Here is a 24138-nt window from a genome sequence, read left to right on the forward strand (position 1 = left end):
GCCGCGTCCATAAGATGGCTCAGAAGGTCCCGAGCAATCTGCCACGCGACCCCGATCAACCATGGGATCTCCTCACCCGGGCGCTACCGATATTCCGGGCGCTACCGACGGCGCAGGAACCAGACTGTCCCGCCGCCCACACCAGCACCCAGAAGCATAAGGCCCCCTCCCATGGCGATCCACAGCCACAGCGGCACCTCGTCAGATGACGGTTCAAGGTCTCCAGTGGAAGCGGCACCTGCAACCGGGCGAGTGCCGGTGGTAACCGCTGCGCTGACCGGGGAAGCCTCTGACGCAGTGGCAGCCAAAGACCCAGCGGGCAGGCATCCGGCTGTGGGATTACCCAGCCCGGCTACAGAGCCCGCAACACGCTCCCCCGCAGCGGGAGCTTCGCCGTTGCCAACCATGACGCTGACCAGCTGCGTGTCCGAGCTGCGGCTGCCGTTCGCGAGTGTGGCTGACTGAGTCATGGTGAGTCTGTATTGACCGGCCGCGGTGAACGCCCAGGTGGCGTGCGCGTGCACGCCTGCCGGCACTGATAGGCTCCGCCCCGGGCTGAGGAGCTGGACGGGTTCTCCGAACGCGCCGAGTTCATAGATAGTCACAGCACCAGGGCCGCTGACATTATCGAGCGACCAGGTCACAGGCCCCACCACATCGGAGCCCAGCGATTGGGTGTTCCACCCCAGCCATGGAAGGCCTGCCGCCTGCGTCTGCGGCAACTGGTACACGATGGCTCCAGGTGTGCCGAGGAAGCCGAATGCGCCCTCCGGTATGCGGGTGGCAGCACTGGCTCCCACATTCAGGACAACCTCGCCCGGCTCCCGCCAGGCCGGCACGGCGGTGGTTCCGTCCTTCAGAAAGGAACGTAGGCGCCCGTCAATCACGCGGGTCGCATAGTCCACGTGCCCGGCCGAGATCACTGCCGCACCGGTAGCGATCCCGGCCCCGGCTGATGTGCTGGCCTTGCCAGTTTCGGGTTCCTCCAGCCAACCGGGCAGGGCACCGCCCGCCTTCGCAGGCGCACCAGGCAGGCAGACCGTGCCGGGTCCCACGGGGCTGCCCGCAACCGCCCTGCCCCCTGCCGCACCCGGCACCGCACTGGAAGAGACGATCGGCGCGGTTTTCACGCCACCGTCGATTGTGTCGATGGACTTCCCCGCGAAACAGTCGCCGGGATCTACCCTCGATACCTCCACGGACTCACCCACGGCCCACGCGACGGTGAAGTCACTGCTGGCACCCGTGGCTGCAGTCCGGTTAAACGCCATGCAGTACACCCCCGGCTTAGAGAACACCCAGGTGCCATGCTGGTGCACGCCGGCCGGGATGGTGAACTGGTTCGTTCCGTCCGTGGTGTTGAACTTCATCGCGGCAGCGCCGAACGTACCGAGCTGGTACAGGGCCATCTTCCCGGGTGCCGCATCCTCGCTGCCTGTGGTGCCAAGCTTCTTGAGCGTCCATGTCACGTCCCCGGCTTCGGGGACCTCTTCTGTGGACCAGCCGGGCCAGATGAGCCCTGCCTCTTCGCTTTGCCCAAGTACATAGGCAGTGGAGCCTTCGGTGCCGATGAACCCGAACGGCGAGCCAGCTGTGACAGGTCTGCGGGCCGCATCGCGGACCTGCAGGACGGTCTTGGCAGGGTCCCGATAGACGACGGTGCCTTGGCTGGAGTCCTTAACCTGGGTAGTGAACATGCCGCCGAGCTGTCGGCTCGCCAGGTCAAGGTGCCCGGCACCGATGACGGTCACGTTGCTGGGCTGTGTGCCCGTGCCGGGATCCGGCGTCGGTTTGGGCGTTGGGGCCGGGGACGGCCCGGTGCCGGTTCCGCCGGACCCGCAGGGTACGACGGCGTCACGGTTGACGTAGTCAGTCTCCCCTGGCGTAGTGCTCCCTACCGCGATGGTGAGAGTCGTCGTCGTGCTCGAGGCTGCCGCCGTTACACCAGGAACAGCCGAAAATGTCAGTGGGACGCAGTACACGCCGGGCGCAGAGAAGCTCCACACGAGCATGTTGAGCGAGCGCGGGGCGAGGTCCGCTTGGGTCCGCCCTGCTGAAGGATCGGAAGACAGGACAGCGCCGGTGGAGCGCTCCGCTGTAACAGTTCCCGGCCCGATTACGGTGCCCAGGCTAACCCCGGCCTCGCCCACGATCCCCGCCGGATCGAGCCGGTCCGTTGAAAAGCGAAGACCGGGCGCACCCCATGCGCCGTCGGGTCCGAATACATAGTTGGTGCCGTTCCGGACTGAGCTCGAGATGACGATCCGGCTTGGATCGACGTCCCGGGCAGACGCCGTGGTGGTGGCGTGGACGCGAGCGCCCACTGCAATTTTTCCTTCATCGAGACGCGGTTCCAGTGCCACGAGCCCGGTGTCCGCCACTTTGCGGGCGGGCTCCGTTACAGCCACAGGCTCCTTGCCGTGTGAGAGCATGGCCAGGCCGTCGAGCCCGGCGGGGCGGTCGCACGGGACTTGGTCCTTGGCCTTGGCAGGATCGCCGACCCAGACGGTCAGGCGGGCGTCCTGGCCCACGCGTGTGCCGTCACCCTTGAGCATCTTGGCGTTGATGGCCAAGCAGTATTTGCCCTCTGCGGTGAATGCCCAGGTGAAGTGGCGGTGGTTAGCTGGCCCCACGGAAAGGCTCTGTGGCATCCCGCTGCGCGTGGACCAAAGGAGCGAGGAGGGATCGAAGCGTTCGGTCACAGCCCGGCTGTCGTAGAGGGCGAACGAGCCGTCTGCGGGACCACGGACCTCCATCAGGCTGAGGTCCTGTGACGCGTAGGGGCCCATAGACCCCGGCACGAAGTCCTGTCCGCTCACACCGGGCCAGAGGTGTGTTCCGGAATTGCCTCCGCCTTCGCTCCAGAACCAGAGAGGGCTGCCGGCTGGTGCTATCGCTGACAGGTCCGAGGCTGCGCTGGGTGAGGGAACTGTGGTTTGCTCGAGTCCGGAAGTAACAACGTCACGGAAGGGAATGCGGCCGTAGGTACCGGCGTCGATGAGCAGGGCAAGTGACCCGCCGTCGTTGGCCAGCGGGGCGCGGACGTCAACGTGGCCGGTAGCGAAGACAGTCACCGGCTTCTCAGCGGGCCCGCCCGTGCCGGGGCCACCGTCACCTGGGACAGGATCAGGCCTGCCTTCGGCGCTGCACATTGGAACCGTTGCCGGAAGGTCCCCGGCCACCACCGTGTAAGTTGCTGTACTCGGAGCAGGCTGATTGCCGCTGCTGCGCAGGACGGGTGCCATCTCGATGGTGAGGCAATAGACGCCCGGAGCGCTGAAGCCGGCCTGAAGTGCGTAGATGGAGTTGTTCGGGCTCATGCCGAGCCGCGGTTGTGCGGGGTCAGAGCGGAGCGTGCGGGTGTCCCATCCTGCCGACGTCGCTACCCCGCCCGGGCCCCGCCCCGTCACCGTCGCATGGGCGCCTTCAGGCGTGAAGGCCCCGGTCAGGGCAAGGTACCCGTTCGTGCTGGGTCTCAGGTCTGTGGTGGCCGTGGAGCGCCGGTTGATCTCCGCCTGCGCATCCGGAATCATGAAGTCAGCCTGCCCATTCAGCAGGTGGGTCTGGAGGAAGAGCCGCGCGTTCTCCCCGGTCGCGTAGTCCACCGGCGTGAGCCCGGAGGTGCCTACTGTCCCGTCCAGGGCCATTCCTGGTGTGGTGTAGGTGCCATCATCCGCGCGATCCGCGGCCGGGATGTTGAGGACGGCGCCTCCGGCCGGGAAGAACTGCTGGCTCCGGTAATCGCCGTTGAAACCCGAGCCCCAATGCTCCGTGTCCACACCGTAGCCCGGCGTGATCGTCTCAACGACAAGCGGGTTGCCCGCGAACGGGTTGATCTTGGGCGCAAGGCTCACCCGGCCGTGGTCGAGGACAGGAAGTTCGCCCGCGCTCGTGCGCACCGTCCGCAGCGCGGAGGACTCCGAGGATTCGCCCTGCTTTACAGTTGCAGTCGGCCCAGTCGCGGAGGAGGAGTCTGCGCCCAAGGCTGGGTCTGTCGGGCTGAGCGGTTCGGACGCTGCCGGGGCCGGCGCGCTCGGGTCGACGGAAGGCGCTGGGGCAGGAGCCGGGCTTGAAGGTTCAGGGGCGGGATCTGCGTCCGGGGCAGGAGCCGGGCTTGAAGGCTCAGGGGCCGGATCTGGGTTTGGGGCTGGAGCCGAGTCAACCGGTTCAGGCTCGGAAGCAGTCGCCGTGGGCGCGGGTGCAGGAGTCGGCTCGGTGGCCCACGCCGGGACCCCCGCGACGGAGCTGAGCAGCGCGGCGGTCAGGAGGGCCACGGCGGGAGCGGTGCGGAGCGGTCTTAAGCGGGTCACGTTGCGGCTTTCCAGGGTGCGGTGGGTGCGGGTGGGATTTGGGGCGGGATGCCCAGCGGGTGCCGGGATGAGAATCCCGGCACCCGCCGTCGACTATTTGGTGACGATCTTGTAGGTCAGCGGATCGGACGCAGCTACCTTGCCCTCAACGTTCGAGGCCTTGATGGTCACGTAGTAAGTGCCCGCCACGGAAAAGGTCCACTTCGGGTGGACGTGGAGCGCCTCCGGAGCCGTTACGTCTGCCACCCTCGCGGTGTGTGTGGTTCCCGAGGAAACAACGTTCTGGGTCGAATCAAACACAACGCTTACGCTGCCCGGGTTCCCGGACGCCGGGACAACGCTGTACGCGATGCTGTCACCGTTGACGAGAACACCCTCGGCGCCAATCCCCTCAGGTGCTTCCGAGCCCGACAGGGCGAAGCCCGCGAGGAGCTGGGACGGGTTGGAATCGTTGGCCTTGATAACCCACGAAGAGCCCTCACGCTGGGTCACGACGACGTCGACCACCGGTTCCTTGGTGGGAGACGCCGCAACCTGGGCAGCCGTGTAGTACGCGCCCGTGTACTCATGGTTGAGGCCCAGGATGAGCTTGTTGGCGGTGGGGTTGATGCTCGCGCGGGCAATGTCAGCATGCCCTTGTGAGACGTAGTACGTCGCGGCATTAGCGGCCGGGACCCCGAATGCGAGGACCAGGGCCGCGACGCCGGCGGCCACTGACCCGGCAAGCCCGAGGGACCTGCGGGGCCTTACCTTGGCTGTGGCGGTGTGTGCTCCGGGCGTTGAGGGTGAGACGACGGAAATAGAAGAGTGCAGCATGGGCACCTTTCTGGTGCGAGGTGGTGTGCGGACGGTGGATGACCATCCTTATTGAGAATGATTCTCAAACAAGCTGGACCCTACTGGTTTACGCCGCCTTAGTCAACTGAGCCGGCTCAGACACTTGATAAGGCGGGTTCGGCGTCTTGCGGTGGACCAGGCGTCGGAGGACTCCATGCCGGGGCGCCGCAGCCCATGCCGCGACGAACAGTCCGGTGGCCACGAGCACGATCGTCCCGCCGACGGGCAGGTCCCAGCTCCATGACACATAGAGGCCCACTGCTGCCGCGCCTCCTCCGATGAGCGGCGCGAGGAGCATCATGCGGCCCAGGCTGTCTGTGAGCAGGCGCGCGGTTGCGGCCGGTGTTATGAGGAGGGCGAGGACGAGGATGGTACCGATGGTCTGGAGTGAAAGGACCACCGCGATGGTCACGAGCACATAGAGTGCCATGTCGAGCCACATCACCGGCAGACCCGACGCGCGAGCCATGTCTCTGTCGATACTCACGGCCACGAACTCCTTGTGCAGCGCCGCAAGAACGCCGAGAACGAGGACCGTCCCTACAGCAACGGTGATGACGTCCTCATCAGGGATCCCCGTGATCGAGCCGAAGAGGAAGGACTCAAGCGAGCCGGAATAGCCTGGCGCGCGGCTCACCACGACGATACCCAGAGCGAACGCCGCGGCGAAGAACACACCGATGACCGAGTCCTCCCGCAGCCGGCGGTGCTGAGTGAACACCGCGATCAGGAGTGCCGTGACTACTCCCGCCACCGCTCCGCCGAGGATCAGATTGCCTTGAAGGACGAACGCGACAGCGAGGCCCGGAAACACGGCATGCGAAACGGCATCCCCGATAAACGCCATGCCCCGCAACACCACAAAGTTACCCACGATCCCGCACAGCACTGACGAGGCGACAGCCACGAGCAGCGCGCGCGGCAGGAAGGCGAGGTCCGGGTTAGCCAGATCGGCGAGGAAATCAGCGAAGGACATCAGGCACCCACCATTTCGGTCTGCTCGGCAGTCGGCACAGCCTGCGGTCCAGACCCGGACCTTGGCCGCGACGCGGTCCCTGGCAAGGGCTGCGCGCCAAAGGCCCGCATCCACCCGTCAGTCGCTACGACCTCGGCCGGCGTCCCGTCGGCTACGACGGTCCGGTTCACCAAGCACAGGCGCGTGCAATCCGCAACGGCGCCGGCCAGGTCATGGGTTGCCATCACGATGGCCGTTCCTTCGGCAGTCAGTTCCCCGAAGAGCCCGGTGAGAAGCTGTTGGGTGGGGATATCCAGGCCAGTGAACGGCTCGTCGAGCAGGAGACCCTGTGGCGCCAGGGCCAGTGCGCGGGCCACCAGGACGCGTTGCTTCTGCCCACCAGAGAGCTCCCCCACCGTGCGGCGGTGCAGATCGGCCAGCTGCACACGGTCGAGCGCAGCGTTGACAGCGCGCCACTCCTCCAGGCCGGGGCGCCGCAGCCAGCCCAGGGCTGCAGTGCGGCCGGTCATCACCGCGTCCTCGACCGTGATGGGGAATTCCCACGCAAACTCGTGCTTCTGCGGCACGTAGCCAAGCCGCTGGCGGCTCCGGCCGATACGCGCCGCGCTGACGTCCACATGCCCCTTCGAGGGCTTCACGAGCCCGAGGATCGAGCGCAGGAGTGTCGTCTTACCCGCGCCATTGGGCCCTATGAGCCCCACGAGTTCGCCGGCCCTGACCTGTAGATCCACGCCCGTGAGCACCTCCCGCCCGCTGAGTCGCACGGCAAGGTTCGCGACGTCGATCAGCGGGCCTCTGGGGCCAGGAAGGTTTGGTCCTGCCGCGGCATTCCCGGAAGCCAAGGCGCTCACGCCCGCGTCTCCCCGGCTTTGGCGGGCTCCCGTTCGGGCCCGCGGGTATGCGCAAGCTCCGCCGCTGCGGCAGCCTTGGCGCGTCGTCCACGCACGGCCGCCGCGGCGACAATCAACCCAATTGCGAGGATTCCGACGGCACCCACCCCCGTCATCGCGGCCGTCACGGCTTCTGCAGGAAGGCCCAACGGCCCTGTTCCCGCCACTGTCGCTGATGCGACCCCATCCTGCTTGCCCTTCATTTCCGCCGGAGGCTCCTCGGCCACAGCTGCGGGAACGGCGTCGAACACTGCCTGTGTGTCCGCCGAGTCGCCGACGGCGAAGCGCAGAACCTTCCGGTCCACCAGGGGAGTTCCGTCGGAGAGTTCAGCGGCGAACTCGACCGTAAGCAGGTACGTTCCCGGCTCGGTAAAGATCCAGTTCCCGTGGGTGTGGACGTTGGTGTCCATGAAGATGTCCTGGAGCCCGGTTTCACGTGAATCCCACAGCACCTGCGGAGCCGTAAGGTTGCCGCTCTGGAGGTAGAGCAGGAGATCGCCGGGGCCCTCCACGTCCACAAGTGTGAAAGCGATCTGCCGCCTAACACCCTCTATCACGCCCGCATCCTGCGTGTTCCAACCGATCCAGACTACTCCTGGCATCTCCGTCTGGGGTACCACATGGACGGCCTGCCCCGCGGCTTTTCCTACAAACGCGTAGGCGGGGTCATCCGGCATGGTCAGTTCGGCGGTATCGCGAACGTGGAACACTACATCGTCCGGCTCACGCCACACTGATGGCTCGATAGTGCCATCGCGAACCTGGACGCGCCACGCACCGTCGACGAAGCGAGGAGCGAGGTCGATATGCCCCCGGTCCACCACCACACGGCCGTCGGGCGGCGCGGGCTTGGCAGCATGCGCAACAACCCCCATGCCCGGCGCAAACAGGGCGGTCCCGCCGGCCAGGCCGCTGGCGAGGACAGCCACGAGCAGCAAGGAGAGGAGATGTTTAATGCTTTTCATTGGTGGTGCTTTCCGGGTTAAGGCAGCGGGAGACGGAGTCTGCAGTTGCGCGCATCATCGCTGCATAGGTGTTGACGGTGGAGTCGAACGTGTCACCGTAGATCGGGCAGACGGCCACGCCGGCATCCCGGGCGATCGAGGTCAATGCCGAGGTTCGGGTGAGAAGGTTGGGCTCGAGAAAGACGGCCGGAACCGCCAGATTGCGGATGGTCTCGGTGAGCTTGCGACGATCCTGGACGCTCGGCTGGACAACGGGACTTGGCGTAACAAAACCTGCGACTGTCAGGCCGTAGGCGTCCGCGAAGTAGGCGAAGGCGTCGTGGGTGGTTACGAGCTGTCGGCGCTCCCGCGGGATCGCACTCATGCTCGCGGCGATCTCGGCGTCGAGCGCATCAAGTTCGCCGGCGTAGCGGGCAGTGTTGGCGTCGTATATTGCTTTGCCATCCGGGTCGCGCAGCACCAGCGCATCCCGAATTGTCAGCGCGTAAGCTTTCGCATTTTTGACGTTCTGCCACAAGTGTGGATCAAGCTCGCCATGGACGTGTTTGCCAAGCACCGCCTGGGGCAGCTGGTAGAGGCGGTCGCCGGGGCTGCCCAGAAAGCGGTAACCGGGTCCGCTGGGGATCTCCTGGATGGCTTTATTGGGGACCTCAATCACGGTCGATTCCGGATCGTAGCTCATCCGCTCCCCCTGCTGTCCGTGGACATCGCCGTAAAGATCGAGGTGGCCGGCGTCGAGGTCCACGGAGACATCGGCATGGCCCCCCTCAAGGACGGTCACGGCATCCGGATCAACCGCAGGGTTAGCACGGGCCAGCGTCCTCGCCGCCGTCTCGGGCGCCACTCCGACCGCGAACGTGTACGTCGACTCACCGACAGGCAATGGCCTGGCCCCGGCTTCCCTGCGGACAGCCGCGGCGAGCGTGAGCCGGTAGACACCGGGAGCTGTGAAGGCCCAGCTCATATGCGAGTGCGCATTGGGCGGCAGAACGGCAGAATCGGCACCGATCCGATCTGAGTCAATGAACATGCGGCGGGCGCCGAGTGTCTCGGTGGTGTAAGCGACCAGCCGGCCGGGCCCTTCGACCGCGGCCGCGCGGAGCTCGACGTCAGACCCAGCTGTCGTCCCAAGTGCCGCACCACTGCCGCGCGTCCGGATCCCGAGCCACACCGTATCCAACGTGAGGTTCTCGATCAGGGGGATGACTTTGCCACCACGCTTGTCGGCCTCCTCGCCCAGGGCCAGGTTGCCGACACCGGGCCGCAGGTTCGCCGCCAAAGCCTTGATGATGCGGTGCTCCTCGAGGAGGAGTCCGTTCGAGAGCGCCAGATCCGCATAGGCGATGGAACGCACGTCGCGCAGACTGGGCTCATAGGAGTGAACGCTCGCGCCTGGAGGCACGAGCGAGGTCACCACAGCCCGCTGCCCCGCTACATTCTGGGCGATATCAGCGATGATTCCCGTCGTCGCGATGACCTTTAGCCGCGGGTCCTGGACACTGAACTGCACCGGGGGCGCGCAGCCCGTGAGGAGCAGACCCACAAGGACAGCGAGCACGGCGACCGGTGCGGCAGGGGCGTGGCGAGGTGAACGGGCGATGAGGGGCACGGCTGCTTTCGGTCAAAGGGGAACTTCTCGACTGTAAAGCACATGATAATCATTCTCAACTACTGACGATGCCCAATTGTGCCGAGGGTAGGTTTCCGAGTCCTAGGAAGAGCAGGAACAGGCAAAGGGGTTTATCCCGAGGCAGGAAGCACTTAGGTTGGAGACAACCTCCGCAACCGCAGTGCTATCCGCTGCGCGCGTGGGGAATGACTGTTCAATTCAAGAGAGCGAGCTTCAACAGTATGGAATTCCGGTATCTGGGCAACAGCGGCTTCAAAATCTCCGAAATCACGTTCGGCAATTGGCTCACGCATGGCTCACAGGTGGAAAACGACGTCGCCGCCCAGTGCGTACAGGCGGCTTTGGATGCCGGCATCAGCACTTTCGACACCGCTGACGTCTATGCGAACACCGCCGCAGAAACCGTCCTTGGTGAGGCGCTCAAGGGTGAACGGCGCGAATCCCTTGAAATCTTCACAAAGGTTTTCTGGCCCACCGGCCCGGGCGGGAAGAACGACGTCGGGTTGTCCCGCAAGCACATCATGGAATCGATCAACGGTTCCCTAAGCCGGCTGCAGACGGACTACGTGGACCTCTACCAGGCGCACCGCTACGACGTCTCCACTCCCCTCGAGGAAACCATGCAGGCGTTCGCGGATGTCGTCCGGCAGGGCAAGGCACTCTACATCGGCGTGAGCGAATGGAATGCGGAGCAGATCCGGGCTGGCCATGCCCTCGCGAAAGACCTTGGCATCCAACTGATTTCCAACCAGCCGCAGTACTCCATGCTGTGGCGGGTCATTGAGGAAGAAGTTGTTCCGGCGTCGGAGGAACTGGGCCTGTCCCAGATCGTCTGGTCACCGCTAGCGCAGGGCGTGCTCACTGGAAAGTACCTTCCCGGCCAACCGGCGCCGGAGGGCAGCCGGGCCACCGACGGAAAGGGCGGGGCCGACATGGTCAAGGGCTGGATGAAGGACGACGTCCTCACCGGTGTGCAGAAGCTGAAGCCCATCGCGGAGGAGGCCGGGCTGACCATGGCGCAGCTGAGCATCGCCTGGGTCCTGCAGAATCAGAACGTTGCCGCCGCCATCATCGGCGCTTCCCGCCCCGAGCAGGTGGAATCGAACGTCAAGGCCGCCGGCGTAAAGCTCGAACCGGCCGTGATGAAGCAGATCGACGACGCCATCGGCTCCCTCGCCGAGACGGATCCGGCAAAGACCGTCTCCCCGAACCTGCGCGACGCATAGAAAGGCCGAGGCCGCCACTGCCGTTGGCTACGACGGTGGCGGCTCTTGGAACGGCCTTTGGAATGAACCCGGGGTCAATTCGACATCCGTGCAGCTGATGTTCACGTTACTGTCACCTGCCGCTGATAGGTTCTGCGGATGAACCAGCTACTGCCTGAGCCTCAGTCCCTGATGGTGAACGATCTCTCTGACCGCGCTGGATACGACGATCAGTTCCTCGGGACCCGCGTTCCCCTCCCCACTCTGGACGACGTCGCCACTGCCCTGCTTCCGTACACCCACTTCTCAGTCCTGATGCGGTTGGATAAGCGGCTGGCGGCCGTAACGGCGCTCGGCATTGACGGTGAGAAGCTGATGGACCTGGACCGCGAGGGAATCCAATGGAGGCTGGACCCGCGTTTATCCGAGGACCAGCAGACAGGCGAAAGGGTTTACGCCCGCAACGACATCGACCGGGGTCACCTGGTCCGCAGGGCCTCGGCTGTGTGGGGAGAGACCCTGGCAGAAGCCTCTACGACCAATGAAGACACCTTCCACTACACAAACGCTGCGCCACAGGCGGCCAGGTTCAACCAGGGCCTGGAGCTTTGGCTTGGTCTGGAGTCTTACCTGCTGGACAACGCAGCCGACAACCGCCGGCGTCTCGTCATCTTCACAGGTCCCATCTTCAGCGAGGCCGATCCCGTATACCGGGGTGTCGAGATCCCCTTGCAGTTCTTTAAGGTCGCCGTCTTTATTGAGAGCGGCGCCTTGGCTGCGACGGGGTACGTTGTGGACCAGTCACCACAACTGGCAGACCTGCCGGATATGCCGCGGCCCGGGGTCGAGGAGGACGCTCCCCCGCTTGGACCGTTCCGGACGTTCCAGGTACCCATCCGGGATATCGCTGCCTTGACTGGGCTGGAACTCGCGCACTTGATCGCGCTGGACCGGATGCCCATCGCGGCTGCGTTGCCGTCAGCCCGCACAGGTTCTGCCTGGCGGCGCCTCCACTCCCCGGAAGACCTTGACCTGGACTTCGATTTCCCGGCGTAATCAACCACCGGGAAACGTCTCCTCCACGCCGGCGTCACTTCCGTTCGCATATGCTCGAAGGGCACTCATTGGCTCAACGACGAACCACGCGGGAGACACCTCATGACCACTTGGCGGATCAGGGATTTTCATTCGGCCGACCTCGACGGGATCCTGCACCTGTGGGAATCCCTCAAGGCCAGCAACGTCGAGCCCGTCTATGCCCTGTCTGAAGTTCTGGCTTCCTGCGAGAAGGACTACGCCGTAGTGGCGGTGCAGGGCGAGCAAGTGGTGGGTGCCGCCGTCGGACGCGCCGCCCATGACCAGGGCTGGGTGGTTTTCCTGGCCACCCTTCCCGAATTCCGCGGCCGGGGAATCGGCACGTCACTGCTGGCCGCCGTCGAAAACCGGATGGCGCCGCACGGGCTCAACAAGCTCTCCGCCTTGATGCCGGAATCCGAGACCCGTGTGGAGGCTTTCCTCAGCCGCGGCTTCCAGCTCAAGAAGAACCTGCGATACTTTGAGCGCAAAATTCCGGTGGCGCGGCAGGAACTGGAGCCGTTGGGCCTGCTGGGCGGCCGGGTCCTGGCCCGAAACCTCTGGGAGAACGTGGCCGGCATGCACAACGAGAAAGAACTGCTGGAGCGGCGGCTTGTCCTGCCGCTGGCCGAGGCCGATCTCGCTGACGAATACGGTGTGGTTCCGCCGCGGGCAGTGGTGTTGTTCGGGCCTCCTGGTACCGGCAAAACCACGTTTGCGAAGGCCATCGCTTCCCGCTTGGAGTGGCCGTTCGTGGAGGTGTTCCCGTCCCGTCTCGCCTCGGATCCCAAAGGCCTCGCGGGTGCACTGCGGGAGACCTTCCTGGAGATCGCGGAACTCGAACACGCGGTGGTGTTCATTGATGAGGTGGAGGAGATTGCCGCCCAGCGCTCCGGCGAACCTCCGTCCCCGCTGCAGGGCGTCACCAACGAACTGCTCAAGATCATCCCGGCCTTCCGCGAACAGCCCGGCCGCCTGCTGGTCTGCGCCACCAACTTCATCCGGGCCCTGGACAGTGCGTTCCTGCGTCACGGCCGGTTCGACTACGTCATCCCCATCGGCCTTCCAGACCGCGTCGCACGGGAGGCCATGTGGCAGCGCTTCATCCCTCCCACCGTGGTGGACGACGTCGATATCGAACTCCTCGTGGACCGCACGGAAGGCTTCTCGCCGGCGGACATCGAGTACGCGGCCCGCAGTGCGTCCCAGCGTGCGCTCGAAAAAGCAGTGTACGACGACGGCGGCCTCGCTTCCGGCGGAAGCGCCTCGGTCCGGGAGGCCGTCCGGAAGGGTCCCGCCACGCAGGACTACCTCGACGCGATCGGAGAAACGCGGACCACCGTCAGTAAAGAGGTCTACGCTGAATTCCTGGAGGACATCGATTCCCTCGGTCGCGTATAGCAGGAGGCGCCTTTATGGCCACGAACCCACTCGGACATGCACTCATCCGGATGGGAGGCCGGGATCCCGGGGAGAAGCACAGGGCCGCTACTCCACTGGAGCTCTTTTTCGATCTCACCTTTGTGATTGCCTTCGGCGTGGCCGGCAGCCAATTTGCCCATGAGATTGCCGAGGCCCACTTCGTTGCAGGCCTCCTCGGTTTTGGATTCGCCATGTTCTCGGTGATCTGGGCCTGGATCAACTTCAGTTGGTTTGCCAGCGCCTACGACACCGACGACTGGATTTTCAGGGTTGTCACCATGGTCCAGATGATGGGCGTCCTGATCCTGGCCATGGGGATCGAGCCGATGTTTCACTCCCTCGTTGAGGGCGGCCATGTTGATAACGCGGTGATGGTTGCCGGTTACGTGATCATGCGGCTGGCCCTCGTCTCCCAGTGGCTGCGGGCTGCCAGGCAGGATCCGCAAAGGCGGCAAACCTGCCTCAACTACGCGAAGTATCTTGTGCTGGCACAGCTCGGCTGGATCGTGGTGATGATCGTCCAGGCCGACATCCTGACCACTTTCCTGATGATGGTGCCGCTCTTCGTGTTTGAGATGGCCACTCCTTCCCTCGCGGAACGGAAGATCAGGACACCCTGGCACGCGCACCACATAGCGGAACGCTACGGCCTCCTGGCCATCATCGCGTTGGGCGAATGCCTTATCGGAGCCATCGAAACCTTGCGTGCGATCGTTGCGAACCATGGATGGAGCCTGGACGCTGCCATGGTGGGCTTTGCCGGGACTGCGATCGCCTTCGGAATGTGGTGGATCTACTTCATCCTGCCCGCCGGCCAGTCGCTGCACCTCCAGCGGCACCGTTCTTTTCTTTTCGGCTACGCCCACATGCCGATTTTTGCCGCGATTGCAGCGACTGGCGCCGGTTTACATGTTGCCGCCTACTTCATTGACCACGAGGCCCATGTCAGTGCCGCCGTTGCGGTAGCCACCATGGCCGTTCCTGTTGCGCTCTTCAAGCTCTCACTGACGTGGCTGTACAGCGCCATGCTGGGCTTTGACCGGACAATTGTGGGCGTGGCAGCCGTAGTGGTGCTTCTGCTTGGCCTCAGTGTGGGGCTGGCTGCCATTGGCGTGGCCGTTCCAGTGTGCATGCTGGTGATTTGCGCAGCTTTGGCTGTCTCGGTTGTCGTTGAGGAACATCCTCGAGCGAAGGCGGCCCATTGCCGGAAGGTTGCACTGGAGCGGCTGCATTCAAGGGTGGCCGCAGCCGGTAGCTGAGCGTAGCTTGTGAAGAACCAGCCACTTCCCGTCAGGAGCCCCAAATGACTGAGAAGAAAACCGTCGGCGACCTGGCCGGCTTTGGCTCCGATGATCTTGCCCTGGCCGGAGGAAAAGGCGCTAACCTCGGCGAACTGCTGCGGCAAGGATTCCCGGTGCCGTCAGGTTTCGTTGTCACCACCGATGCCTATGCCGCCCTTCTTGAGGAAAACGGGCTGGGCGCCAAGCTGGACACGCTGCTTGCTTGGTTGGAAGATGCCGGGGCGTCCGGGGCACAAATCCGGGACCTGTTCAGCCAAGCGAAGATACCGGACGCTGTCCGCTCGGAAATCGTTGAAGCCTACACTGCAATGGGAGACGGGCCAGTGGCCGTGCGTTCAAGCGCCACGGCTGAGGACCTGCCCGGAGCCGCTTTTGCCGGTCAACAGGACACCTATCTGAACGTCGTCGGCGAAGAAGCGCTTCTTCAGGCCGTGTTGGATTGCTGGGCCTCTCTCTGGACGGACCGGGCCATCTCCTACCGGCAGCGCCAGGGGATCGACCAGGGGCAGGTTGCCATCGCCGTCGTCGTTCAGGAGATGATTCAGGCGGAGACCGCCGGGGTCATGTTCAGTGCAAATCCGGTAACCGGCGAGCACGGTGAGATCGTCATCGACGCGAGCCCCGGTCTCGGCGAAGCCGTGGTTTCGGGGCTGGTCACACCGGAGCACTACGTCCTGGACAGTGCAGGGAAGGTCCGCGAGTTTACTCCCGGCGGCCACCAGTTGAGCATACGTTCCCTGGCGGGCGGAGGCACGGAGGAGAGTGCCGGCACCGGCACCACCCGTCCGGCCCTCTCCGACGGGCATTTGGAGGAGCTGGCCAGGTTGGCGCTTCGGGCCCAGGACCATTTCGGCCGCCCACAGGATATGGAATGGGCTGTGGCGGACGGGCGTGTCTACCTACTGCAGTCGCGGCCTATGACAGCCCTGCCTCCGCCGCCGCTGCGCCTCAACCGTTTCCAGCGGGTGATAGGCCCCACCTTCGTGGAGATGTTCCAGATACGGCCATATCCGCTGGACGTGTCGGGCTGGATGCAACGCGGAGTCCTGGCCATGCTGCGTGGCATGGCTGGCAGCGTCGGCGTTGTTTTTCCCTCGGTTGAGAAGTTGCTGCCCGAGGAGGGCGGCGTGGTGCTCCAGTTGGTTCCTCCGGTGCCGCACCCGACGCTTCGCACCCTCGCCGCCCCCATCTCGGTCGCCCGTAGGGCCCGCCGGTTCAATCCCGTTCACTGGACGGAGGACAGCAGGTTCTCCGCGTTCCTCGAGGGCGTCCGGCGTCTCAACGCGCAGGATCTGCGGCCCTTGACGTGGCGACAGGTGGTAGGCGCCGCTGAGGACGCCTTCGTCACGCTGCACGGGATCACCGACTTGCGGATCTCTTACCTGCCGGGCGCCTTTGTTCCACAGCTGAAGCTGCGGCCCATGCTCCTGGTGCTGGGCAAGAGGCACCTCGGCTCAGCACTTATCGCAGGAGCGGAAACACGCACCAGCCAGGCAAACCAGGCGCTGGGGGACCTGGCCGCCCGGGTCCGGTCCCATCGCGGGCTGATGCTTGCCTTCGCTGGGCCAGGTGGCCCGGGCGAACTGTTGGCGAGATTGGAATCGGAGCCGGAATTCCAGGATTTTTATGCCGATTTCCAGGCTTTCCTGGCCGAATACGGGCACCGGGAAACCGTGAGCATCGTGCTGAGCAGCTCACCAACGTGGTCAGATGCCCCGGAAGTCGTCCTCGGGCTGATCACCTCGATGCTGGGCGAGCGAAGGCAGACCACCGACCAGACCGGGGCGGCGCTGGCGGAACTCATGCGGCACCCGGCCCTGCGGATTCCGGCCGTGGGCAGGCGCGTGCTGTCCGCCGTTGACGCCGCCAAGGTTGGCATTGCCTTGCGCGAGGACACCCACTTCTACGCCACCATGGTGATGCCCCCGCTGCGCCGTGCACTGCTGGAGCTGGGCCGGCGGCTTTGCGACGCGGGCGTGCTGGCAGAACCAGAGGAGGTCCACCACCTCCGCTTTGAGGAACTGGCGGGAATGGACGACGGCGGCGCGCTGCCCGCCGTCGAACGCGAACGGTACCGCCGGCTGGTACTGGCCAGGGCGGCCAAGCGCCGGGAGCTGGAAGGGATTCCGCTGGTGGATCCGGCCGCCTTGTTCGGGCACAAGCGCCGCGTTCCGGGGGCACTTGTGTCCGGCACGCCCGCCAGCCGGGGTGTGGCCACCGGAACGGTTCGGATCATCCGCGGGCCGGACGAATTCGGGTTGCTGCGCACCGGTGAGATCCTCGTCTGCCCCTACACCAACCCGGCCTGGACGCCATTGTTCCGGAGGGCAGGCGCCGTGGTGGTGGACGCCGGCGGCATCGGCTCCCATGCGGCGATTGTGGCCAGGGAATATGGAATCCCCGCTGTCATGGGCACCGGCTCGGGAACCAGCTCGCTGATCAATGGGCAAAGCGTGCAGGTGGACGGAACTCTGGGGCGGGTCACGGCGGCCGGCCCCGAGTCCGGTCAATTCAACATGTAGTTCCACGCCATTGAGGTAGCATCAGCCCCATGCGCGAGACGCCCCAACCGAGCAACGTCTACTTGCTGGTGCTCCACACCATCCGCTGCATCGGTTTCGCGAGCCTCCAGCGCATAGCTGATACCGCCGGGCTTTCTGAACCCGAGACCGAGTCGCAACTGCTGGACCTGGCTGTGGCCGGTCTGGTGACCCGCGTTCCTGGCCATTTCGGCGGGTGGGGCCTTACGGAAGCCGGCCGAACCAAAGACGCGGAGTTGGTAGCCAGCGAGCTCGCAGCGGCCGGCACAAGAGAAGCTTTGACGCAGGCGTATGATCGGTTCCTTGTGCTGAACCCGGAACTGCTGGACCTCTATACCGCGTGGCAGACAATACCCGGTGACGGAACGCTCAAGATGAACGACCACAGCGACTCCGGCTACGATGCGCGCGTCCTGTACAGGTTCGTGGAGTTCCATGCCGGCGCCGGCGTTGTCTGTGCGGACCTGGCCTCAGCGCTGCCCCGATTTGAGCGGTACGCCCTGCGGCTCGGGGACGCGATCAAGCGCAGCAAGTTCGGCGATCTGGACTACGTGACGGACAGTCCGGCCTCCTATCACTCCGTCTGGTTCCAGCTGCACGAGGACCTGCTTTCCACCCTCGGTATTCCGCGTTTCTGAGACGACCGTTCTAGAGCAACTTGTGATTACTTTTGGTCAGCGAAAAGCCCCGGCGTGAACGCCAGGGCTTTTGAAGAGTTGGAACAGAAGGCGCCTCGGAGTACATGAGGCTACGGCTTTGAGTGCTTGGCCCCCGCGTAACGGAGGGCTACAGAACGCCATAATGCGTTGCGCCGTTTCTTGAGTTCATTGGCCAGTTCGCGTTGGGCCAGAACTTCTGCCTCCTTCCGAGCACGCGCGTAGCGTGCCAGTAGGGCTTCATACTCGGCCGTGTCGTTTCGGTTGCCTTGAACTTTAGTCGCGTGAAGAGTTTTCATGGACTAGTCCTTTCACCTTGGCTATCAGTGTTACACATTTTGCGGCGCTGGTAACTCGGTAAGACCTGAGTCTTGAGCCAATATTTCCGCTGTAATGATCAGCCATGCCATGAGCCGAAGCATCTTCTCGTCTTCCGCTTCAAGCGTTTCACCATCGAGTGCGTTGACCGACAGCATGCCATAGATATGCTCTGGCGTTGCCACAGGCACAGTAAGAAACGCCTTGTAGTCGCGGGGCTTGTCAGCGACCAAGCAGAACTTAGAGATCTGCTCAGGATCGGTCACATCCGGGCAGAACATGGTCCCACGGGCCAGTATGGTCTGAACCACCGCTGTGCCCTCCGGGTCCTTTGAAGATTGGGTAAATTCTTCACGTGAGTTTCCTCCGGTCATGTCCGCTTTGACCAGTTTCGCCCGCGCCCCGCGTCCTCCTCGCAACTGGTAGTAATTGGCACGGACATGGCCGCCATTAGAATTCGTGGACAGGAAGGCCCGGCAGTGCGCAAGAACATTACCTATGAGTTCAGGAGGGGTCCCCGTACCGGCAATCTTTACTTCGAGGGCCTTCGCTAGCTGCTCTAGGTTCGGCGGAATAGTTTCCGTGATGGCTAGGTAGAAATCGGCACGCGCGCCCTTATATGCATCCGCTGCCTCTTGGACAAAGATCGCTTCACGCCTCTTGGAGAGTTTCTTCTCCACGAACGCGGAGGCCCCGGCCAGCACGCAGGAGACCACAAGAAGAACGATCAACCACCTGTGCAACGGCTCCGTAGGGGGCGGATTCCTCTGAAGCTGCAGGGGTACCCAGGCAATTCCAATGCCACCAATGATGGTCAGCCCAACATGCCACCAATGGCCGATGAACTCGCCAACGATTCCCCCCAATTCTTTCACTTGCTCAGCCTACTCATGTCTCTTGCCCGTTCCGCTCGAATCATGGGGATGACACGACAGGACTAAGCACAACATCGTCGGCGTCCATGGATTCGCAGACGCATCGGAGTATCCCGGCGCGCACGCCGCGGGCCCTCTTGGGAAGATGAATCGCTGCCGGCAATGCGGGCTGCCGCTGCTACTCACAGCGATCGGACCGCCCCTTTGCCGGCCCACGCGCAGAGGGAGGGGAGGCTGTGGCCTCCCCTCCCTCGTTGCTTGCGGGGTCAGGATGAGTCGTGCATCCGTACTACGTCATGAAGAACCACAACGTCACTTCAGTGCCGTCACCCGGATGCGGTCGATATTTGGTGCGTATTTGGACCTCAACAGTTCCGGAGCGGTGGCTGAAAGCAGTTCGGTGCTGTTGTAGTTCGGCAGCTCCTGTGAGGAGAACCTGATGGTGTTCGTTCCTGCTTTCAGCTCCACGGGAATTGTGAGTTCCCAGAAGTTATCCGCGTGGAACGAGTGGGGGAACCAGCCTCGCTTCGTGGTTCCGCCGTTGACCTGGATTTCGGCATGGCGTGCCAGCGGGTCCGGGTTGTAGTGCGTGGCGGGTGACTGCTCCTGGTTGGAGTAGCGCACGGTCAGCGCGTACGTGCCGGCCACGGGTGCCTGGACGTTTCCGAAAGTGAGGGTGTTGGTGTTGTTGGGATCACCGCCAACGTTCGTCACGGCCTTGCCGCCCGAGGCCAGCAGGTAGTTGGTGATGGCGGCGGAACCGGAGAGCGTAGCTGTCTCCGCTTCATAGGCAGTGGAATTGAGCTTCCCGGATGATGCCCCAGTGCGGACCCGGTCCACGTAGAGTGTGCCCGAATCAGCTGTTACCTGCACCTTGTTGATGCCTCCTGCGAGGAACACCGGCTTGGTGAGCGGCCCGGTGATTCCTTCGGCCACGTTCTGGCCGTTTACGCTCATGTTCGCAGTGCCGGTGCCAAGGATGTCCACGGAGAGCTCCGCCTCGCCGTCGACTGCAGAGTAGACCCAGAACGTGGCGCTTTGGCCCTGAGTCATGCGTGCCGTACCCGAACCGGAGACCCCGGTACGGGTGTAGTCGGCAACTGCCCCCTTGAGGGTTGCGTTTTCGCCTTCATATATGGCCTGTCCCGCAGCTGGGTTTTTCAGGGTGAGGTCGATCTTGTCCACAATGGCGTCGCCCTTGGTCCCCTTGGTTCCGGCCAGGTTCTTAGCAGACAGGGAAATGGTGTGTTTCCCGGCGGTCAGCTTGACCTTGGTGTCTGCGTGGTCCCAGACCACCCACTTGTAACCCAGCGGGAGGTACATTTCCTGCTCGGCTCCGCCGTCGACGGTGAGGAACACGTTTGTGGGCCCTTGTTCCTGAACCGCCCCATAGGTGTTCAGGGAGTTGGCGAAGACGCTGAGATCGTAGTCTCCGTTCTGTGGCACCGTGACGTCGAAGTTGAGCTTGATGTCTGACCCCGTGCGAAGGCCGCCGACGTTGTAGTTTCCTGAGGTGTAGAACTTAGAGACGGCCGACGGCGTCCCTTCCGGCCCGTTCTTGCTGTATCCGGTGCCGGTGAAGGCGGCGTTCTCGGCCTCGTACGTTCCCTTCCACAGCGAGGTTGCGGGGGTGCCGGTGGAGGCTTTCCCGCCGGGGCTGAGGATGATCTCGTAGGAGGAGTCAGCGTTGAGGGCGGGCAGGTGCGCACCGAAATCGAAGCCGATCGAGCCGTTGGTCACCGGGAGGTTCAGCTGGCCAACCACCGACGGCTGGGCCGCATCACCCAACTGGCCGCTCCAGCCGATCTCCCTGACCAGGGCGTGCACGCTGCTGCCGAACACTGCCGGATCCACTCCGTTGACCTGCACATGCTGGTTGCCGCTGGTTCCCCCAAGGAGGATGCGCGATTGCGCCTTCGCCTTGTCCAGCGTTGCCACGCCCTGAAGGGTGTAGCTGACGTCGGGCTTGGGCGGGGTGACCTTCACAGTATCCCCGGACATCTGGGCGTAGGCGTTCAGGAGCCACCACTGGCCGTTGGCGCGGTTCGCCTGGACTGCCGAGTCGCTGAGGTTGCCGTCAATGTTCCAGTAGGCGATGTCGCCGTCCACCTTCGAGTCCTCAATGGCGGAGAACCACTGGATCATCTGCCCCGGCACTGACGTGTGGTAGTTGAAGGCGTATTCGTTGAGATTGATCGGCAGATGCTTGCCCGCAAGGGCGGTGCCGGCGAACGCAGTGTTTTCCCAGCCCCGGTAACGGGCAACGTTGCTACGGATGGATTGTGGAGCGCTGAGTTCATGCCACGTCATCACGTCCGGCACCGTTCCCGCCGCCACAGTGTGCTGAAGGAAACCTTGCACCTGGTTGTAAAGCGTGCTGGTATTCGGGCCGGCGATCCGGGCCGTCGGCATCTTGGCCCTGATGAGTTTGTACGTGTCATCCCACGCCTTGAAAAAGTACTGGGGATCGTTCAGCCAGCTGATGTTGTTGTAGCTCCACGTGCTGGTGCCGAACATGTTCCCTTCGGGTTCGTTGTACGGCACGAAAACAATATTGTCCCGGTACTCGACGGGAAGTTGCAGCACCTGGTCAACCTGGGCAGCAACCTTGGCCTTGTAGTCGTTCAGGCGAGCTTCCGGCGTGCTCCCGGGCCATTGGTAGGGGAAGCCGCGGTAGATGTCGGTCATGTAGATATAAACATCACCATTGGAGGCATCAGCAAGAGGCTTGACCACTTCCAGGGCGTCGGCTCCGGGGTGCTGGGGTCCGTCCTGGGCCTTGGTGGAGACCGTGCGCAGTTTGATGGCTTCCAGGAGATTGGCTGAAGGCAGCCCCTCGCCGTACACGCCGTACAGGGTGCCTGAAGCTCCGCCGTGGAAGGGGCCGGTGCTGGTTCCCAAGTCCACCGTGAAGTCCGCCCTCGCCACCGTGTCACCGGCCAGGGTGCGCACCTGCTCCGGGCTCAGCGCCTGGGAATAGACTCTGAAGTCATCGATCGCGCCGTCGAAAAAGGGGTGCCCTCCCCAAAACGCCTTACCCAAGGCTCCGGACGTGGTGTTCGTCGCGGAGTACATCTTCGCCACCAGGTCCACAGTTGCCGGCTTCGTCCCCAGACTTATGCCGTTGAGGAAGTACGTGATGGTTTGCTGGTCGATAGTGGTGGTCACGTTTACCCAGCTGCCAATCGGGATCTTGCTGCTTCCTGAAACACCGACTTCGGCCGTCCCGTTGACAGGCTTGATCGATGAGCGCGTTTTGGAGTCTCCCGCGAACGACGGCGTCAGGAACGTCGCGTTGTTCAGGTCCTTGCCGAGGCCGTACAGCCACTGAAAATCAGCCCCGCCATCCCACTTCATCCATGATGACACCGTCATCGCCGTCGCGCTCTGAAAGAGCCCGTTGGGCACTGTGACGTAGGGCGCCGTCGTCGAACCTGCCGCACCGCCGGGGAGGCTGATAGCCCTCGTGCCCGGTGTGCGGCCGTCCACGAACGTGGCGTTGGCTACGTTAGCGATCGCACCGTTGAGGTGCCTGGTGGACAGGTCCGTAACCGTAGAGCCAGCCACCTGGTTGGCTTCGAAATCGTAATGGAGGATCAGGCTCTCATCGGGAAGAGGCACATCAGCCGCGGCCACCATCATCGGGGCCGGGGCAGCTTGTGCTCCCGCAGGGGCAAAGAGGGTGAGTCCTCCACCGACACATAATGCGCCGGTGAGGGTGGCGGAGATGACACGGCTGGGGAGTGGACGTTGTTGTCGTTTCACCGAGTATCGCTTTCTGGGTTGGGGACAGTCGTTGGGTCCGCAGCGCTGGGAAACGACGTCGTCATCAATCCTGCTAGGCAGCTCGTGAAGTGACGTCGTAACGCTGTCGAACCGGTTCGAGCAGTGTACATACGCATGATGGGGGCCACAAGAGTTTGGCCCAAATCGGCCCCTTCCCAAGCTTGTTGGACCTAATGAGACGCTTCCGGGGGCCAATTTCAGGTATTTCGACTACACGTCATTGCCAGAACCAAAAATGGAGGCTACATTTAGCGAACCGATTCGACTCAGGAGGACCCTTGGCAACCATTGGTGACGTGGCACGTGAGGCTGGTGTCTCGCGCAGCACTGTCTCATACGCCCTTTCGGGGAAACGCTCCATCTCCCCGGAGACCCAGGAACGCATACGGGCGGCAGTGGAGAACCTGGGCTTCACCCCTAACGCCGGAGCGCGGGCACTGGCGAGCCAAAAAACCATGGTTCTGGGGCTTCTGCTTCACTTCAACGCTGACGAGTTCGCGCCGGCAATGATGCAATACGTTATGTCAGTGTCCAGTGCGGCACGGGAGCGCGGCTACGACATCCTCATGATCACCGAGGACGACGGCGCCGCGGCCCTCCGTAGGGTGACGGAGTCGAACATGGTCGACGGAGTGGTCCTCCTGGACATCCACCATTCCGATCCGCGGATTGACGTGATGAGGTCCGTGCGTCAGCCCGGCGCACTCATTGGGCTTCCCGGTGAGCCAAATGGCCTTGACGTCTTCGATCTGGACTTCGGAGAGGCAGCCAGGGTCATAGTCGACAACCTGTACGGGTTGGGGCATCGAGACATCATGCTGCTTTGCCCGCCAAAGCATGTCTTTGACCGGGGTGCAGCATATACATGGCGTTTCCGGGATGCGGCGCAGGAGCGTGCAGCCCGCTACGGCATCCACTTGCACACGTACTATGGCGAATCACGGCAGCCTGCCATTCAGACCAGCCTCGAGGCAATGCTGAGTTCACGGCCTGATGCGACCGCATTGATTGTCCACAACGATGCCACCATCGCAGCGCTGCCCGCGTTCCTCAGCAATCGTGGCATGTCTGTTCCATCCGATCTGTCCGTAGTCAGTCTCTATTCCAAGGAGTTCGGCCGGGACTTCTCACTCCCGTACACCGCCGTCGAGACTTCCCCTGGCGAACTTGGCCGGATGGCAGTCGAACGGCTTGTTCAAAGGATCAACAGTCCCGACCAGGCTGGCGAACCACTCGTCCGCTTCGTCGCCCCCGAGCTCGTGGACCGGGGCACGGTCCGCTAGCCAGTACAGACACGTCGTGGACTTCGCAGGGTCCGCGAGCTACTCCCGCACAGCCAAAAACAGCCCCACG

At 63.7% G+C, this 24138-nt stretch carries 16 protein-coding genes; 7 read left to right on the forward strand and 9 right to left on the reverse strand.

Going from position 1 to position 24138, the window contains the following annotated elements; translation table 11 throughout:
* Nucleotides 1-101: 101 nt before the first annotated feature.
* The 6 genes from M1D88_RS19950 to M1D88_RS19975 all read right to left on the reverse strand — a co-directional run bounded on the left by M1D88_RS19950 (nt 102) and on the right by M1D88_RS19975 (nt 9587).
* Nucleotides 102-4310, reverse strand: coding sequence for a TIGR03773 family transporter-associated surface protein (locus tag M1D88_RS19950; RefSeq protein WP_458112441.1), 4209 nt, complete (start codon nt 4308-4310; stop codon nt 102-104).
* A 93-nt stretch (nt 4311-4403) separates the two neighbouring features.
* Complete coding sequence (locus M1D88_RS19955) at nt 4404-5126, reverse strand: TIGR03769 domain-containing protein (protein WP_458112442.1); 723 nt, start codon at nt 5124-5126, stop codon at nt 4404-4406.
* Between the two features lie 88 nt (nt 5127-5214).
* A complete protein-coding gene (locus M1D88_RS19960) occupies nt 5215-6126 on the reverse strand; it encodes an anchored repeat-type ABC transporter permease subunit (RefSeq protein WP_458114586.1) in 912 nt (303 codons plus the stop codon).
* Nucleotides 6123-6974: an anchored repeat-type ABC transporter ATP-binding subunit gene (locus M1D88_RS19965; protein ID WP_458112443.1), complete on the reverse strand. Its 852-nt coding sequence runs from the start codon at nt 6972-6974 to the stop codon at nt 6123-6125. The genes M1D88_RS19960 and M1D88_RS19965 overlap by 4 nt, the downstream gene beginning before the upstream one ends.
* Nucleotides 6971-7978: a choice-of-anchor M domain-containing protein gene (locus M1D88_RS19970; protein ID WP_458112444.1), complete on the reverse strand. Its 1008-nt coding sequence runs from the start codon at nt 7976-7978 to the stop codon at nt 6971-6973. Before M1D88_RS19970 ends, M1D88_RS19965 begins: the two co-directional genes overlap by 4 nt.
* Nucleotides 7965-9587, reverse strand: coding sequence for an anchored repeat ABC transporter, substrate-binding protein (locus M1D88_RS19975; RefSeq protein ID WP_458112445.1), 1623 nt, complete (start codon nt 9585-9587; stop codon nt 7965-7967). The genes M1D88_RS19970 and M1D88_RS19975 overlap by 14 nt, the downstream gene beginning before the upstream one ends.
* 242 nt (nt 9588-9829) lie before the next feature.
* On the opposite strand from M1D88_RS19975, the gene M1D88_RS19980 reads away from it, so the two are divergent.
* From M1D88_RS19980 to M1D88_RS20005, 6 genes are all read left to right on the forward strand, one after another.
* The gene (locus M1D88_RS19980) at nt 9830-10834 is read left to right on the forward strand and encodes an aldo/keto reductase family protein (RefSeq protein ID WP_458114587.1); all 1005 of its coding nucleotides are present in this window, start codon (nt 9830-9832) and stop codon (nt 10832-10834) included.
* 138 nt (nt 10835-10972) lie between these two features.
* Nucleotides 10973-11869: a DNA/RNA non-specific endonuclease gene (locus M1D88_RS19985; protein ID WP_458112446.1), complete on the forward strand. Its 897-nt coding sequence runs from the start codon at nt 10973-10975 to the stop codon at nt 11867-11869.
* A gap of 102 nt (nt 11870-11971) precedes the next feature.
* Nucleotides 11972-13288: an ATP-binding protein gene (locus tag M1D88_RS19990; RefSeq protein WP_458112447.1), complete on the forward strand. Its 1317-nt coding sequence runs from the start codon at nt 11972-11974 to the stop codon at nt 13286-13288.
* A 14-nt stretch (nt 13289-13302) separates the two neighbouring features.
* Nucleotides 13303-14568 (forward strand): low temperature requirement protein A, encoded by a 1266-nt coding sequence (locus tag M1D88_RS19995; protein WP_458112448.1) that lies wholly within the window; start codon nt 13303-13305, stop codon nt 14566-14568.
* A 44-nt stretch (nt 14569-14612) separates the two neighbouring features.
* Nucleotides 14613-17132: a PEP/pyruvate-binding domain-containing protein gene (locus tag M1D88_RS20000; RefSeq protein WP_458112449.1), complete on the forward strand. Its 2520-nt coding sequence runs from the start codon at nt 14613-14615 to the stop codon at nt 17130-17132.
* A gap of 29 nt (nt 17133-17161) precedes the next feature.
* Nucleotides 17162-17788, forward strand: a complete 627-nt coding sequence (locus tag M1D88_RS20005; RefSeq protein WP_458112450.1) for a transcriptional regulator — start codon at nt 17162-17164, stop codon at nt 17786-17788.
* Between the two features lie 110 nt (nt 17789-17898).
* Here the strand turns inward: M1D88_RS20005 and M1D88_RS20010 are convergent, their stop codons facing one another.
* The 3 genes from M1D88_RS20010 to M1D88_RS20020 form a co-directional block, all read right to left on the reverse strand.
* Nucleotides 17899-18105, reverse strand: a complete 207-nt coding sequence (locus M1D88_RS20010; protein ID WP_458112451.1) for a hypothetical protein — start codon at nt 18103-18105, stop codon at nt 17899-17901.
* 30 nt (nt 18106-18135) lie between these two features.
* Entirely contained in the window at nt 18136-18999 is an 864-nt protein-coding gene (locus tag M1D88_RS20015; RefSeq protein WP_458112452.1) for a GAF domain-containing protein, read from the reverse strand.
* Between the two features lie 312 nt (nt 19000-19311).
* On the reverse strand, nt 19312-22764 hold the full coding sequence (locus M1D88_RS20020) for a LamG-like jellyroll fold domain-containing protein (protein ID WP_458112453.1): 3453 nt from the start codon (nt 22762-22764) through the stop codon (nt 19312-19314).
* 299 nt (nt 22765-23063) lie between these two features.
* Here M1D88_RS20020 and M1D88_RS20025 point away from each other — a divergent pair, with 299 nt between their 5' ends.
* A complete protein-coding gene (locus M1D88_RS20025; RefSeq protein ID WP_458112454.1) occupies nt 23064-24068 on the forward strand; it encodes a LacI family DNA-binding transcriptional regulator in 1005 nt (334 codons plus the stop codon).
* Nucleotides 24069-24138 lie beyond the last annotated feature (70 nt).

The sequence above is a fragment of the Arthrobacter sp. R1-13 genome (assembly GCF_054161475.1).